The sequence below is a fragment of the Mycolicibacterium sp. CBM1 genome (assembly GCF_054073305.1).
Window position 1 is genome coordinate 244,875 of sequence record NZ_JBSXPP010000006.1, and the last position, 14,233, is coordinate 259,107.

Genomic DNA, 14,233 nt, shown 5'->3' on the forward strand with positions numbered 1-14,233 from the left:
TTAATCCGCATCCTTGGTGCGCATTTTCTGTGTGTGGCCTTGAATACGCAGATCGGTGCGGATTTTTGACCTGCGGTGTTCGCCGCCGGAGGCCTGATTCGCTGCGCGTCTACCCGCTCGGGCAGGTCGCCGCGGCCTCGCGCAACTCCTCGGCGGAGGGCTGGTCGACCGGTAGCGAATACCCGCGCAGCACCGCGATGAACTGCATTGCGTACTGGCACCAGAACGCATGGTTGGGCGGCATCCAGTCGGCCGGCTGCTGGTCGCCCTTGTCCTGATTGACCTGCCCGGCCACGGCGAGCAGGTTGGCGGGGTCGTTGGCGAAACGAATCCGCATGGCGTCCGGCCAATTTCGGGCGCCCATGTCCCAGGCGTAGGCCAGCGGCACCAAGTGGTCGATCTGCACAGCCGCCCCGACCTGAGCGCCGCGGGTGAAGGTGATCACCGCGCTGGTGTAGGGGTCGTGCAGCACGCCGGTGGCCACCGCCTGCGGGCAACGACTGGTCGCCACGTACGTCTTGTCCACCAGGTCGCGGTCGAGGATGTCGTCGCGGGTGTCGCAGCCGTTGTGCCCGCCGGGTGCGCTGTTGTCGTCGTCCCAGGCCTCGCCGAATGCGGCGCGCCGGTAGTCGTGGCCGCGGGCGCGTTCGGGGACAATCACCACACCGGCGAGGACGTCGGTGCCGGCGGCCACCGTCGGCACGTCGGCGCGGGCCACCGGATGTTCGGCGTCCCCGGCCGACGACGACACCTGCCAGGCAACGACGACCGACAGAACGGCGATCACCGCCAGCCAGACCAGCGGCCGACGCCTCACGACTTGTCCAGGTACTCGATGCGGTCGCCACCGGTGAACTGCCCGGCGAGAATGGCCATGCCCGGGTTGGCGGGGTCACTGGCATACAACGACTGCGTCAGTTCACGGGCCTCGGTGATGAGCTCGAGGTGATCGGCCAGCGACAGGAACCGCAGTGTGATGGGACGGCCGGACTGGTTGAGCCCCAACACATCCCCCTCGCGGCGCTCCTGCAGATCCAGATCGGCCAGTGCGAAGCCGTCCAGTGTGCCCGCGACGGCCCTCAGTCGCTCGCCGGCGCGCGAGGCTTCCGGGAACTTGCTCACCAGCAGGCACAGGCTGGCATGCGCGCCGCGGCCGATGCGGCCCCGCAGCTGGTGCAACTGGCTGATGCCGAACCGGTCGGCGTCCATGACCACCATCATCGTGGCGTTCGGGACGTCGACGCCGACCTCGATGACCGTGGTGCACACCAGCACGTCGATCTCACCGGCGCGAAACGCCGCCATCACCGCATCCTTGTCGTCGGCGCCGAGCCGGCCGTGCATCAACCCCAGCCGAAGACCCGCCAGCGGCCCGGCACGCAACCGGTCGTAGAGAGCGATGACCGTCTCGGCCGGTGGACCAGCCTGCTCGGTGGGGGGCTTGTCGTCCTCGTCGATGCGGGAGGCCACGACGTAGGCCTGCCTGCCGGCGCCCACCTCCTCGTTGACCCGCTGCCACGCCCTGGCCAGCCACTGCGGCTTGTCCTTGACGAAGATCGTGTTGGTGGTGATCGGCTGGCGACCCCGCGGGAGTTCCCGCAGCGTCGAGGTTTCCAGGTCGCCATAGACGGTCAGCGCCACGGTGCGCGGGATGGGCGTGGCCGTCATCACCAGAAGATGCGGTGTCAGACCAGCGGGAGCCTTGGCGCGCAACCGGTCCCGCTGCTCGACACCGAAACGATGCTGCTCGTCGACGACCACCAGACCCAGCCGGGAGAATTCCACGGCATCCTGTAGCAGCGCGTGGGTGCCGATGACGATGCCGGCCTCTCCGGACGCCACTTCCGCGCGCACCTCCCGCTTCTGGCCGGCCGACATCGATCCGGTCAGCAGCGTCACCCGAGTGGCGTTGTCGGCGCCGCCGAGCTGACCCGCCATCGCCAGGGGTCCCAAGACGCTGCGGATCGACTGGGCATGCTGGGCGGCAAGGACTTCCGTCGGCGCCAGCAGCGCGCACTGGTAACCGGCATCCACCATCTGCAGCATCGCCAGCACCGACACAATCGTCTTGCCGGAGCCGACCTCGCCCTGCAGCAACCGGTTCATCGGCTTGGCCGAGGCCATCTCCGCGGTGATCACGCCGAGCACGTCACGCTGGCCGGCGGTCAGCGCGAACGGCAGGCGCTGCATCAGCGCGGCGGCCAAGCCGTCCTCGCGGTACGGCGCGGGCGGACCGGATTGGCCGAGTTCGCCGTGCCGACGTTGGGCCAGCGCCCACTGCATGCCGATGGCTTCGTCGAAGGTCAGTCGCTCGCGGGCCGCCTCCCGTTCGGGCTCCCGCTCGGCGCTGTGGATGGCACGCAGGGCGGTGTCTTCGGATATCAGGCCGCGTTGGCGGACAAGGCTTTCCGGCAGGGGGTCGGCAATCGGGTCGAGCACGGCGAGCACTTGGCGCACACAGGCGTAGATATCCCAGCTCTGCAACTTGGAGCTGGCGGCATAGATCGGGAAGAAGTCCCGCTCGAACGCCGACATCTCCAATCCGCCACCCGGCGCGGTCGCGGTGTCGGCAATGGTCTTCAGCGACTTGCTGCCGAACACCCGGCCCTTCGGCGAATCCAGCACCAGGAAGTCCGGATGGGTCAACTGCATCGTGCTCTTGAAGAAGCCGACCTCACCGGAGAGCATCAGCCGGACACCGGAGACCAGATCCTTCTTGAGGTACTTGGCATTGAAGAACGTCGCGGTGACCTTGCGCCGCCCCTGCCCCAGCGTGATCACCAGGTACTCGCGTTTGGGCTGACGGTTGGTCCAGCGGATCTCGGCCTTGTCGATCACACCGACCAGGGTGATGTGTTCGCCCTCCTCGGGAGGTGCCTCGTCCTCACCCCACACCGACATCCCGTGGATGTACTTGCGCGGATAGTGCCGAAGCAGATCGTCGACGGTGCGGATTCCGAAGATCTCGTCGAGCAGACCGGCGGCCTTGCCGCCCACGATGCCGTCCAGCCGGTCGGTGAGGCTCACCACGCCTACTCCACCCCGATCAGCAGTGCGTCGCCGCGGTGCCCGGTGGGATACGTCGCGAGTTCGATGCCGGGATGGCGGCGGTGGATGTGCGCCGCCAAGGCCGCACCGACGGCCGGATCGGTGCCCTGGCCCAGCAGCACCGTCACCAACTCACCGCCGGCGACCAGCAGCAGATCGATCAGTCCGGTCCCGGCGGCGGTGATGTCATCGGCGACGACCAGCACCTCGTCACCGGCGATGCCGAGTCCGTCCCCGGGCTGGCAGGTGCCCGCCCAAGTCAGCGCTTGCTCGGCGGCGACGCGGACCGAGCCGTGCCGGGCCGCGGCGGCGGCCCGGGCCATGGTGTAGCCGTCGTCGACGGCTTGGCGACCCTCGTCGTGGACGGCCAGCGCCGCCAACCCCTGGACCATCGATCCGGTCGGCAACGCGACGACGTCGATGCCCCACCCGATTCCGGCGGTGCAGCCGGCCACCAGTTCCTCGGCGGCGACGTAGCCGTTGGGCAGCACCATCACCTGGGCGGCACCGGTGTCGACCAGGGCGCGCAGCAGCTGGTGGGCGCTGACCCCGTTGGCCGGATCGGCCAACGCGGGATCGGGCCGCAGCACGCAGGCCCCTTCCTGGCCGAACAGTTCCTCGGCACCGTCGCCGTCGACGACGGCCAGTACCGCGCGCTCCCGGCTCCACCCGCCCGGGGACACCCGCGTCGAGGTGGTGCTCAGCACCGAGATCTGGATCCGGCTGACCTCGCCGGCGGTCAGCCCGGCCTCCACCGCCGCGCCGGCATCGTCGGTGTGGACATGCACCGAATAGTGGACAGCATTGGCGTGGCCCGGGTCGACCGGCGCCGTGCCGCCGCCGGAAGCCGCGATCGCCACCGACTCGCCGAGCTCCTGAAGCCGGGTGCGCAACCGCTCGAGGGCGGCCGGGTCGCAGTCGGCGAGCAGGTACATGACTTCGAACTGCAGTGGGGCCGACTCGATGACACCGCCGTCGGCCCGCGGCGGACTCGGCTCGTAGACGCGGCGGTGCGGCGGGTGACCGGTGACGGTGGCGATCAACGCGTCGACGAGGACCAACAGCCCGCGTCCGCCGGCGTCGACCACTCCGGCTTCGGCCAGTACGTCGAGTTGCTGCGGGGTGCGTTCCAGCGCGGTGACGGCGGCGTCCCCACCGGCGGCGAGCGCCTCGCCCAGCTCGGCACCGTCGGCCGCCCACTGTTCCACCGCGTCGGCGACCGCCTGCAGCACCGACACGATGGTGCCGGCCACCAGCTGCCCACCCATGGACGACACCACCAGCCCGACGGCATGGCGCAGGGCGGCACCGAGCAGAACGGCGTCGATGTCGGCGAGTGCACCCCCGGTGTCGGCGGCGGCCGAGGCGGTCACGTCGGCCACGCCCCGCAGGATCTGCGACAGGATCACCCCGGAGTTGCCCCGGGCGCCGTGCAACGCTCCCTCCGAGAGGGCGCTCGCCACCTGCGTGACGTCCCCGGAACCGGCCGCCGATTTCGCGTGGGCCAGCGCCGAGCGCATGGTGAACAGCAGGTTGATCCCGGTGTCGGAATCGGCCACCGGGAACACGTTGAGCCGGTTGATCTCGTCGGTGTGGGTGATGAGGTCACCGACCGCGGTGTGGGCCCAGTCGCGCAGGGCCGACGCATCCAACCGCCGGTCGGGCATCGACACCTCCTCGCGGTCAGGCACGCACACGGCGTTCGTCGCGCCAGCCTATCCAGTTCGCCCGACAGTTCGGCGTCACCGCCAACAGCCACCGCCCAGGGCGACGAAAGACGCAGCTAAGAGGGCCTAGCGAGGCTGATGAGCCGATGCCCGGGGGGCGGATTTTGGCGTTCAGTTCACCGGACGGCTATCCTAGGCAGGTTGTCGGGTCACCCGTCGCACGGTTGTTGGCCCCAGTATTGATCGACTACTGATTTGAGGAGTTCTACATGGCTGCCGTGTGCGATATCTGCGGAAAGGGCCCCGGCTTCGGCAAGTCGGTGTCGCATTCCCATCGCCGGACCAGCCGCCGGTGGGATCCGAACATCCAGACCGTGCACGCCGTGACCCGTCCCGGCGGCAACAAGCACCGCGTCAACGTCTGCACCTCCTGCCTCAAGGCAGGCAAGGTCACCCGCGGCTGAGCCTGCGCTCAACCCTCACGGCAGCCGCCAGTCGATCGGCGCGGCGCCCATCCCGGTCAGCAGTTCGTTGGCGCGGCTGAACGGCCTCGAGCCGAAGAAGCCGCGAGACGCCGACAGCGGTGACGGGTGTGGCGACTCGATTGACACGCACCGGCTTCCGCTTCGCTCCTGCCCGCTCGGCTTCATCCCCGAGTCGCTTCGCTCCTGCCCGCTCGGCTTCATCCCCGAGTCGCTTCGCTCCTGCCCGCTCGGCTTCATCCCCGAGTCGCTTCGCTCCTGCCCGCCGGGAAGCGCCAGCATCGGTTTGAGCGTCGACGCGTCTCGCCCCCACAGGATCGCCACCAGCGGCTCATCGCGGGCCACCAACGCGCGGATCGCGCACTCGGTGACCGCTTCCCAACCCTTGCCGCGATGCGACGCCGGAGTACCCGGCCGCACCGTGAGCACCCTGTTGAGCAACATGACGCCGCGCTGCGACCACGGCGTCAGATCACCGTTGGACGGTGCCGGATACCCCAGATCGGCGCTGTACTCGGTGAAAATGTTGACCAGACTGCGCGGCAGCGGCCGCACGTCGGGCGCCACCGAGAAACTCAACCCCACGGCGTGCCCCGGCGTCGGGTACGGATCCTGGCCGACGATCAGTACCCGCACCTGCTCGAACGGGAAGCTGAAGGCGCGCAGAACGTTCGGCCCGGCGGGCAGATAGCGTCGCCCCGCGGCGATCTCGGCCCGCAGGAACTGGCCCATCTGGGCGATCTGGTCGCTGACCGGGGCGAGGGCCTGCGCCCAGCCCTGGTCGACGAGTTCAGTCAGTGGTCTGGCCGTGGTCGTCACGGACGCCAACCTAACCCGTGCGGTCAGTCGAAGGACTGCCAGCCCACCGGCCCGTCCCACATCCGACCGTCCACCAGGACCTCGGGTGCACCGTCGGTCACCGTGCCGATCACCCGCCACCCGGCCGGTACCGGGCCTGGAAAACAGGCGACGAGCGCGTGATCTTCACCACCGGCGAGCACCAGCGACCACGGGTCGACTGCGGCCGCGGACGCGGCCGCCGCCACCGCCTCCACGTCGGGGCGCAGCGCCGCACCCGAGAGTCGCATCGCCACACCGGAAGACACCGCGATGTGGCCGAGGTCGGCCAGCAGACCGTCGGAGACGTCGCTCATCGCCTGCGCGCCGGCCTCGGCGGCGGCGATCCCCTGCCCGTAGGGCGGAGCCGGCACCAGATGGCGCCCGCGCAGCTCGGTAAACCCGTCGATGTCGTTGTTCCACAGCAGAAATCCCGCCGCAGACCGGCCCAGGTCACCGGCGACGGCGATCACCGACCCGGCGCGCGCACCACCGCGCAAGACCGGTGCGCGGCCACCGAGATCACCCAGGGCCGTCACCGAGATCACCCACTGCGGACTGCTGACCAGATCGCCGCCGACGATGCCCGCGCCCAGTGCCTCAGCCTCCTGCCACATCCCGTCGGACAGCGCCTGCACGTCTGCCGCAGCGGTGTCCGACGGCGCCCCCAGTGCGACGACGAAAGCGCTCGGCCGCGCTCCCATCGCCTCGACATCGGCGGCGTTCTGCGCGATGGCTTTTCGGCCCACCTCGGCCGGACCCGCCCAGTCCAGCCGGAAGTGGCGGCCTTCGACCAGCATGTCGGTGGTGACCACGACCCGTCCGTCGGAGGTGGCGAGGACCGCGGCGTCGTCGCCCGGTCCGACCGTCACATTCGCGGGCTGGCGGCGGGCAGCCACCAGCCGGTCGATCATCGGAAACTCACCAAGCTGACGCAGGGTGGGTTCGCCACCGTCGGTCACCGTGCCTCCCTCCTGCGCTCACGCACGCTGATCGGTGCGGCAACCTGCGGTACCTTTGGTCCCTGCCAGGACACGAGTCTAGGTGCGGACATTTGAGACGAGGAGTCGACGGGTGGTGGAGGCCTACATGCTGATCCAGACCGAGGTCGGCCGTGCCGAAGTCGTCGCCAAGCAGGCCGCCGGGCTGCCCGGCGTGCTGTCCGCGGAGTACGTGACCGGCCCCTACGACGTGGTCATCCGCGTCGGTGCGGCCAGCGAGGCCGAGCTGACCGCGACCGTCGTGCCCAGCATCCAGCAGATCACCGGTATCACCCGAACGCTGACCTGCCACATCGCCGATGCCGGCTGACGGTCGTTCCGCCGACGCCACAACGGATGGTCCACCGCGCGCGGTGCTGATCGCGGCGGTCACAGTTGCCGTTGTCGCCATCGGCGTCGTGCTGGCCGTCGCCGCAAACCGCACGCCCGAGGCACAGCCGGTGGTCATCGCGGCGGTGCCGGCGCCCCAGGCCGACTCGGCCCCGTGCCGGGCGCTGCTCGACGCCGTGCCTGCCCGGCTCGGCGACTTCGACCGGGTGACGCCTGCGCAGCCCGCACCGGCCGGTGCCGCGGCCTGGCGCGCCGGGGACGACGGCGATCCGGTGATCATGCGCTGTGGCGTGGACCGGCCGGCCGAATTCGTCGTCGGCTCCCCCATCCAGATGGTCGACGCGGTGCAGTGGTTCCGGCTCGACGACGCCGCCTCCGACCACAGCACCTGGGTCAGCGTGGACCGGCCGGTCTACGTGGCGCTGACCCTGCCGCGCGACTCGGGGCCGACACCCATCCAGGCGCTCTCCGACGCGCTCGCGCGCACCATGCCGGCGGTGGCGATCAGCCCGAACCCGGCGCACTGAAAGCTCAGCGCAGACCGGTACCGCGCGCCAGTGCGGTCTCGACCATCGTCGCCACCAGTGTCGGGTAGTCCACTCCGCTGGCGGCCCACATCCGCGGGTACATCGAGATCGTGGTGAAGCCCGGCATGGTGTTGATTTCGTTCACCACCGGGCCGTCCTCGGTCAAGAAGAAGTCGACGCGGGCCAGCCCTTGGCAGTCCAGCGCCTTGAAGGTGCGGATTGCCAAGCGGCGCAACTCATCCGCGACGTCGTCGTCGATCTGGGCCGGCACATCGAGTTCGGCGCCGTCGTCGAGGTACTTGGTGGCGAAGTCGTAGAAGCCGTCCACCTGCCCCGGCAGCCCGGCGACGCGGATCTCACCGATCGCACTGGCCTGCACCGACCCGTCCGGGAATTCCAGCACCCCGCACTCGAGTTCGCGGCCCGGGACGGCCGCCTCGACGATGACCTTCGGATCGTGGCTGCGGGCGGCGGCGATGGCGGCCGGCAACTCGTCGGCGCTGCCGACCCGGCTGACCCCGATCGACGAGCCGCCGCGCGCTGGTTTGACGAACATCGGAAAGCCAAGGCGTTCAATCTCATCCAGCGTCAGTCCGGGGCATCGCGGTCGCAGCACCACGTGGTCGCCGATCGGCAGTCCGTCCGCCGCCAGGAGCTTCTTGGTGAATTCCTTGTCCATGCCCGCCGCGCTGGCGAAGACACCCGCGCCCACATAGGGCACGCCGGCCAGCTCGAGCAACCCCTGGATGGTGCCGTCCTCCCCGTAGGGGCCGTGCAGGATCGGGAACACCACGTCGACCGCCGCCAGCACTTCGTCGGCCGACTGACCCAGCGACACCAGTTCACCGCGCCGCAGCGGGTCGGCGGACAACACCAGTGCGGTGCCCGACTCGCCGGTGACCTGCGGCAGCTTTCGATCGGTGATGGCCAGGGTCTCGGGGCGGCCGTCGCCGAGCACCCAGGAGCCTTCCGGGGTGATGCCGACGGCGACTACCTCGAACCGTTGCGGGTCCAGGTTGCGCAGAATGCTGCCGGCCGACACACACGAGATCGCGTGCTCGGAGCTGCGGCCTCCGTAGACGACCGCGACCCGGATGCGAGAGCCGCGCGGCTCCGGCGACGCCGGGTCGTGGGAGGGCAGACGGGAAGTCACAACCTAGAGAGGCTACAGCCCGGGCGCTGCCCCCACGATCCGGCGCCGTGAGCAGCCACGTCGTCGCTCATGGCGCGTCGAGGGCGGCGAGGACGTCGGCCAGCAGGTCGTCGGTGTCCTCGATACCCGCCGAAATCCGGGCGAAGCCGTCGGCCACCGGGTCTCCCCACCGGGCCCGCCGATCCACCGAGGTGTGCAGTCCACCGAAGCTGGTCGCCGCGACCAGCAGCTCGCTGTCGCGCACCAGGGCGTGCACCGCCGCCGCGTCGGCCAGCTCGATCGAGACCAGTCCGCCAAACCGGCGCATCTGGGCGGCCGCCACCGGGTGGGACGGATCGTCGGGCAGCCCCGGATAGCGCACCGCGCGTACCCTCGGGTGCCCGCGCAGGGCGGTGGCCAGGGCGAGCGCGTTCTGGCACTGCCGTTCGACGCGCAGGCCGACGCTGCCCAGGCTGCGCAACACCAGCCAGGCCTCCATCGCACCGAGGATCCCCCCGGACAGCAGGCGCTCCCGATCCAGGGCCGCCATCAGCTCGGGGTCGCTGCCAGCGGCATATCCGGCGAGCAGATCACTGTGCCCGGCCAGGGCTTTGGTGGCGCTGGCCACCACCAGGTCGGCCCCCAGCGCCAGCGGCTGCTGCCCCAGGGGCGTGGCGGTGGTGTTGTCGACGAGCAGGCGCGCGCCGCGGCGGCGGCAGATGCCGGCTAGGCGGCGCAGGTCCACCACGTCCAGCGCGGGGTTCGTCGGCGTCTCGGCCAGCACCACATCGGCGCCTTCGGCTGCCGCGCAGATCTCCTCGGCATTGGCCTCGATCACGCTGATGCCTTGCGGTGCAAGCTTTTCCGCCGCGTAGCGACGCACCTGATAGTAGCCGTCGGCCGGCACGACGAGCACCGAGCCGGGTACGGCGGTCACCCGCAGCGCTGCGGTGATGGCCGCCATCCCGGAGCCGAAGACGAGTGCCGCGGCGGCGTCTTCCAGCGCAGCCAACGCGGACTCGAGCCGGCGCCAGGTGGGATTGGAGCTACGGCCGTAGGTGTCGGATTCGCTGCCCTCATCCGGGGACAGGTGAAACGCCGAGACCAGCACGGGTTCGGGACCGACCGGCTGGCCCGGAACCGGTTCGGAACTCGCGGCCTTGACGGCGCGGGTGGAGTCGCCCCAGTGCTCGGTCATCGGCCACTCACTCCGGTTTGGTACTGCGTCCGAGTAGCAGTACGACGGCCTGGTCGACCGACAAACCCTTGTGGCACACCCGGTGCACCGCATCGGTGAGTGGCATCTCGACGTCGTAGCTCGACGCCAGGGCGAGGATCGACTCGCACGAGGTGACCCCCTCGGCCACGTGTCCGTCGGCGGCCTGTTGCGCGGCCTGGATGGTGTCGCCGCGACCGAGTCGCTCACCGAAGCTACGGTTGCGCGAATACGGCGAGGTGCAGGTAGCGACGAGGTCACCTACACCGGCCAGTCCGGCCAGCGTTGCCGACTTGGCGCCCACCGCGATTCCGAGACGCATGATCTCGGCCAGCCCGCGGGTGATGATCGCCGCGGCGGTGTTCTCCCCCAGGCCCACCCCGGCGGCCATCCCACAGGCCAGCGCGATGACGTTCTTGCACGCCCCGCCGATCTCGGTGCCGATGACGTCGGCGTTGGTATACGGGCGGAAGTAGCCGGTGCTCAGCGCCCGCTGCAGGGCGACGGCCCGTCCGGAGTCGGTGCAGGCCACCACGGTGGCGGCGGGTTGCTCGTCGGCGATCTCGGCGGCCAGGTTGGGTCCGGAGACCACCGCCACCTGACTGGGGTCCACCCCGCTCACCTGGGCGATGACCTGGCTCATCCGCATCAGGCTGCCCAGTTCGATGCCCTTGGCGAGGCTGACCAGCGTGGCGCCCTGGGCGAGGAAACCGTGCCAGCGCTCGAGGTTGGGCCGCAGGGTCTGGGACGGGACGGCCAGTAACACCGTGGTCATGCCGTCGAGCGCTTCGGCCGGGTCGGTGGTCGCGCGGATCGCCGCGGGCAGGGCGATATCGGGCAGGTAGGGGGAATTGAGATGGGTGGTGTTGATCTCCTCGGCCACCTCGGCGCGGCGGGCCCACAACCGCACCTCGGAGCCGGCGTCGGCCAACACCTTGGCCAGGGCGGTTCCCCAGGCTCCGGCACCCATCACCGCGGCAGTTCCCACCGAGCTGGTCATGCTGATCAACGTAACGCACCGCTGGGTCGGGGCATTTTGCGTCTGCCGACACCGCCAGAGCAGGATAGGTACATGAGCGGCGCTGCCGATGTCGGCGTGATCATCGCGGTCAAGCGCCTGTCTGCCGCCAAGACCCGGCTCGCGCCGGTGTTCTCGTCGGACACCCGCGAGCAGGTCGTGCTCGCGATGTTGATCGACACGATCGCCGCGGCCCGCGCGGTCGATGCCGTGCAGTCGATCACCGTCATCACCCCCGACGACACCGCGGCGGCCGCGGTCCGTGAGCTCGGGGCCGAGGCGATCGCCGACCCGACACCGGCCACCGACCCCGACCCACTGAACACCGCCGTCCGGTTCGCATCGGCAGCCGTGACGCGGCGAACACCGAATACCGTTGTGCTGCAAGGTGATCTACCCGCACTACGATCTGTTGAGCTGGACGAGGCGCTGGCGCAGGCCCGCGTATACCGGCGCAGCTTCGTGGCCGACCGGCACGCCAGCGGCACGGCCGCGCTGTTCGCGTTCGGCGCTGCACTGGAGCCGTTGCTGGGCAAGGATTCGGCCCGCCGCCATCGCGATTCCGGCGCGGTGGAACTCACCGGCGTCTGGCCGGGCCTGCGGTGCGACATCGACACCCTGGAAGACCTTCGAGCGGCCCGCCGGCTCGGTGTCGGCCCGGCGACGACCAGGGCAATCACTCGACACTGATGGTGAACAAAGACTGAACGGCGGTCGACTTTCGGCCGCCGGCAACCGCACGCCCCACCGATGAGGGATGATCGCAGATGTGACCGAGACTGAAACCGAAGCGCGATCCGCGGACGACGACTGGCAGCCCGGTGACGCCGCGCCGGAGGCTCCGCCCGCGGCCACGGCTACCACCGTCGACAACGAGCTGCCCGAGAATCGGTACCTCAACCGCGAGTTGAGCTGGTTGGACTTCAACTCCCGGGTACTCGCGCTGGCCGCCGACACGTCCCTGCCGTTGCTGGAGCGGGCGAAGTTCCTGGCGATCTTCGCCTCCAATCTCGACGAGTTCTACATGGTCCGGGTCGCCGGGTTGAAGCGCCGCGACGAGATGGGCCTGTCGGTCCGCTCGGCGGACGGGCTGTCCCCGCGTGAGCAGTTGCGCCGCATCGGTGAACGCACTCGCCAGATCTCGTTGCGGCAAGCCCAGGTGTTCCTCGAGTCGGTGCGCCCCGCACTGGCCGAGGAGGGCATCCGCATCGTCAACTGGGCAGAGCTCACCGACACCGAGCGCAGCGAGCTGTCGACCTACTTCCACGAGCAGGTCTTCCCGGTACTCACCCCATTGGCCGTGGACCCCGCCCATCCCTTCCCCTTCGTCAGCGGCCTGAGCCTGAACCTGGCGATCACCGTCAAATCGCCCGACGACGGCGGCGAGCACTTCGCCCGCATCAAGGTTCCCGACAACGTCGATCGGTTCGTCAAACTCAAGGGCACCGACGGCGATACCGACGTGGTCCGCTTCCTGCCGACCGAGGAACTCATCGCCGCGTTCCTGCCGGTGCTGTTCCCCGGCATGGACATCGTGGAGCACCACGTCTTCCGGATCACCCGCAACGCCGACATGCAGGTCGAGGAAGACCGCGACGAAGACCTGCTCCAGGCACTGGAACGCGAACTCGCCCGGCGCCGCTTCGGTTCCCCGGTCCGGCTCGAGGTCGCCGACGACATGACCGAGCACATGCTCGAGCTTCTGCTGCGCGAGCTCGACGTCCATCCCGGTGACGTGGTGCAGGTTCCGGGGCTGCTCGATCTTTCGTGCCTGTGGCAGGTGTACGGCGTCGACCGCCCGGCGCTCAAAGACCGCCCGTTCGTGCCGGCCACCCACCCCGCCTTCGGTGAACGCGAAACTCCGAAGAGCATCTTCGCCACGCTGCGTGACGGTGACGTCCTGGTGCACCACCCCTATGATTCGTTCTCCACCAGCGTGCAGCGCTTCATCGAGCAGGCCGCCGCCGACCCGGATGTGTTGGCCATCAAGCAAACCCTGTACCGCACCTCCGGTGACTCGCCGATCGTCAACGCGCTGATCGACGCCGCCCAGGCCGGTAAGCAGGTGGTTGCACTCGTCGAGCTCAAGGCGCGCTTCGACGAACAGGCCAACATCAAATGGGCCCGCACACTGGAAGATGCGGGCGTACATGTGGTCTACGGCCTGATTGGGCTGAAGACGCACTGCAAGACGTGTCTGGTGGTGCGCCGAGAGGGTTCGACGATTCGCCGGTATTGCCACATCGGCACCGGCAATTACAACCCCAAAACCGCGCGCCTCTATGAAGATGTCGGCCTGCTGACCGCCGCCCCCGACATCGGCGCCGACCTGACCGACCTGTTCAACTCGCTCACCGGCTACTCGCGCAAACTCGGCTACCGCAATCTGCTGGTCGCCCCGTACGGGGTGCGCCGCGGAATCGTCGAACGCATCGAGCGCGAGATCGACGCCCACCGCCAAGGCGGCAACGGGCGGATCAGGCTCAAGGCCAACGCCCTTGTCGACGAACAGGTCATCGACGCGCTCTACCGCGCCTCACAGGCCGGGGTACGCGTCGAGGTGGTGGTCCGCGGCATCTGCGCGCTCAAGCCCGGAGCCGAGGGTTTCTCGGAGAACATCGTGGTGCGCTCCATTCTCGGCCGCTTCCTGGAGCATTCGCGGGTCTTCCACTTCAACGCGATCAACGAGTTCTTCATCGGCAGCGCCGACATGATGCATCGCAATCTGGACCGGCGGGTCGAGGTGCTGGCCCAGGTGAAGGATCCGCGACTCACCTCCTATCTCGACGAGGTGTTCGAGTCGGCTATGGATCCGTCGACCCGATGCTGGGAGCTGGGGTCCGACGGCCATTGGACGGCGGCGCCGCAGGACGGCCGCCAGGTGCGCGACCACCAGGTGTGGTTGATGGAACTTCACCGCCAACACTGAGTGCACCCCCGCTAGTGATCGCCAGTCCCCGCCCCGGCGTGGACCC

At 69.5% G+C, this 14,233-nt stretch carries 13 protein-coding genes; 5 read left to right on the forward strand and 8 right to left on the reverse strand.

Going from position 1 to position 14,233, the window contains the following annotated elements:
* Nucleotides 1-109: 109 nt before the first annotated feature.
* Genes ACXDF8_RS11035 through ACXDF8_RS11045 form a run of 3 tightly spaced genes read right to left on the reverse strand, consistent with a single transcriptional unit; the run spans nucleotide 110 to nucleotide 4,715 of the window.
* Nucleotides 110-817, reverse strand: a complete 708-nt coding sequence (locus ACXDF8_RS11035) for an HNH endonuclease family protein (RefSeq protein ID WP_457223276.1) — start codon at nucleotides 815-817, stop codon at nucleotides 110-112.
* Nucleotides 814-3,030 carry an ATP-dependent DNA helicase RecG gene (gene recG, locus ACXDF8_RS11040; RefSeq protein WP_457223277.1) on the reverse strand — a complete coding sequence of 739 codons (2,217 nt, stop codon included), beginning with the start codon at nucleotides 3,028-3,030 and terminating at the stop codon, nucleotides 814-816. Before recG ends, ACXDF8_RS11035 begins: the two co-directional genes overlap by 4 nt.
* A 2-nt stretch (nucleotides 3,031-3,032) precedes the next feature.
* Nucleotides 3,033-4,715, reverse strand: a complete 1,683-nt coding sequence (locus ACXDF8_RS11045) for a fatty acid kinase ATP-binding subunit FakA (RefSeq protein ID WP_457223278.1) — start codon at nucleotides 4,713-4,715, stop codon at nucleotides 3,033-3,035.
* A gap of 269 nt (nucleotides 4,716-4,984) precedes the next feature.
* Here ACXDF8_RS11045 and rpmB point away from each other — a divergent pair, with 269 nt between their 5' ends.
* Nucleotides 4,985-5,179: a 50S ribosomal protein L28 gene (rpmB, locus tag ACXDF8_RS11050; protein WP_457223279.1), complete on the forward strand. Its 195-nt coding sequence runs from the start codon at nucleotides 4,985-4,987 to the stop codon at nucleotides 5,177-5,179.
* Between the two features lie 15 nt (nucleotides 5,180-5,194).
* Here rpmB and ACXDF8_RS11055 read toward each other — a convergent pair whose 3' ends face one another.
* A complete protein-coding gene (locus tag ACXDF8_RS11055; protein ID WP_457223280.1) occupies nucleotides 5,195-6,016 on the reverse strand; it encodes a uracil-DNA glycosylase in 822 nt (273 codons plus the stop codon).
* 23 nt (nucleotides 6,017-6,039) lie between these two features.
* Entirely contained in the window at nucleotides 6,040-6,996 is a 957-nt protein-coding gene (locus tag ACXDF8_RS11060; protein ID WP_457223281.1) for a thiamine-phosphate kinase, read from the reverse strand.
* A 112-nt stretch (nucleotides 6,997-7,108) separates the two neighbouring features.
* On the opposite strand from ACXDF8_RS11060, the gene ACXDF8_RS11065 reads away from it, so the two are divergent.
* Nucleotides 7,109-7,345: an Lrp/AsnC ligand binding domain-containing protein gene (locus ACXDF8_RS11065; protein ID WP_457223282.1), complete on the forward strand. Its 237-nt coding sequence runs from the start codon at nucleotides 7,109-7,111 to the stop codon at nucleotides 7,343-7,345.
* Entirely contained in the window at nucleotides 7,335-7,892 is a 558-nt protein-coding gene (locus tag ACXDF8_RS11070) for a DUF3515 domain-containing protein (protein ID WP_457223283.1), read from the forward strand. The genes ACXDF8_RS11065 and ACXDF8_RS11070 overlap by 11 nt, the downstream gene beginning before the upstream one ends.
* A 4-nt stretch (nucleotides 7,893-7,896) precedes the next feature.
* On the opposite strand, the gene ACXDF8_RS11075 is transcribed toward ACXDF8_RS11070, so the two are convergent.
* From ACXDF8_RS11075 to ACXDF8_RS11085, 3 genes are all read right to left on the reverse strand, one after another.
* Nucleotides 7,897-9,033 carry a D-alanine--D-alanine ligase family protein gene (locus ACXDF8_RS11075; protein WP_457223378.1) on the reverse strand — a complete coding sequence of 379 codons (1,137 nt, stop codon included), beginning with the start codon at nucleotides 9,031-9,033 and terminating at the stop codon, nucleotides 7,897-7,899.
* Between the two features lie 79 nt (nucleotides 9,034-9,112).
* Nucleotides 9,113-10,222 (reverse strand): cystathionine gamma-lyase, encoded by a 1,110-nt coding sequence (locus ACXDF8_RS11080; RefSeq protein WP_457223284.1) that lies wholly within the window; start codon nucleotides 10,220-10,222, stop codon nucleotides 9,113-9,115.
* Between the two features lie 7 nt (nucleotides 10,223-10,229).
* Nucleotides 10,230-11,210 carry an NAD(P)H-dependent glycerol-3-phosphate dehydrogenase gene (locus ACXDF8_RS11085; RefSeq protein ID WP_457223379.1) on the reverse strand — a complete coding sequence of 327 codons (981 nt, stop codon included), beginning with the start codon at nucleotides 11,208-11,210 and terminating at the stop codon, nucleotides 10,230-10,232.
* 102 nt (nucleotides 11,211-11,312) lie between these two features.
* Between ACXDF8_RS11085 and cofC the strand changes: the two genes are divergently transcribed.
* Both cofC and ACXDF8_RS11095 read left to right on the forward strand, forming a co-directional pair.
* Entirely contained in the window at nucleotides 11,313-11,948 is a 636-nt protein-coding gene (gene cofC / locus ACXDF8_RS11090) for a 2-phospho-L-lactate guanylyltransferase (protein WP_457223285.1), read from the forward strand.
* 67 nt (nucleotides 11,949-12,015) lie between these two features.
* The gene (locus ACXDF8_RS11095; protein ID WP_457223286.1) at nucleotides 12,016-14,187 is read left to right on the forward strand and encodes an RNA degradosome polyphosphate kinase; all 2,172 of its coding nucleotides are present in this window, start codon (nucleotides 12,016-12,018) and stop codon (nucleotides 14,185-14,187) included.
* The last annotated feature ends 46 nt before the right edge of the window (nucleotides 14,188-14,233 follow it).

Coding starts and splice junctions, on each gene's coding strand:
- ACXDF8_RS11045 (WP_457223278.1), bottom strand. CDS start 4,715: ATGCCCGACCGGCGGTTGGATGCGTCGGCCCTGCGCGACTGGGCCCAC.
- rpmB (WP_457223279.1), top strand. CDS start 4,985: ATGGCTGCCGTGTGCGATATCTGCGGAAAGGGCCCCGGCTTCGGCAAG.
- ACXDF8_RS11070 (WP_457223283.1), top strand. CDS start 7,335: ATGCCGGCTGACGGTCGTTCCGCCGACGCCACAACGGATGGTCCACCG.
- ACXDF8_RS11080 (WP_457223284.1), bottom strand. CDS start 10,222: ATGACCGAGCACTGGGGCGACTCCACCCGCGCCGTCAAGGCCGCGAGT.
- ACXDF8_RS11085 (WP_457223379.1), bottom strand. CDS start 11,210: ATGGGTGCCGGAGCCTGGGGAACCGCCCTGGCCAAGGTGTTGGCCGAC.
- cofC (WP_457223285.1), top strand. CDS start 11,313: ATGAGCGGCGCTGCCGATGTCGGCGTGATCATCGCGGTCAAGCGCCTG.
- ACXDF8_RS11095 (WP_457223286.1), top strand. CDS start 12,016: ATGATCGCAGATGTGACCGAGACTGAAACCGAAGCGCGATCCGCGGAC.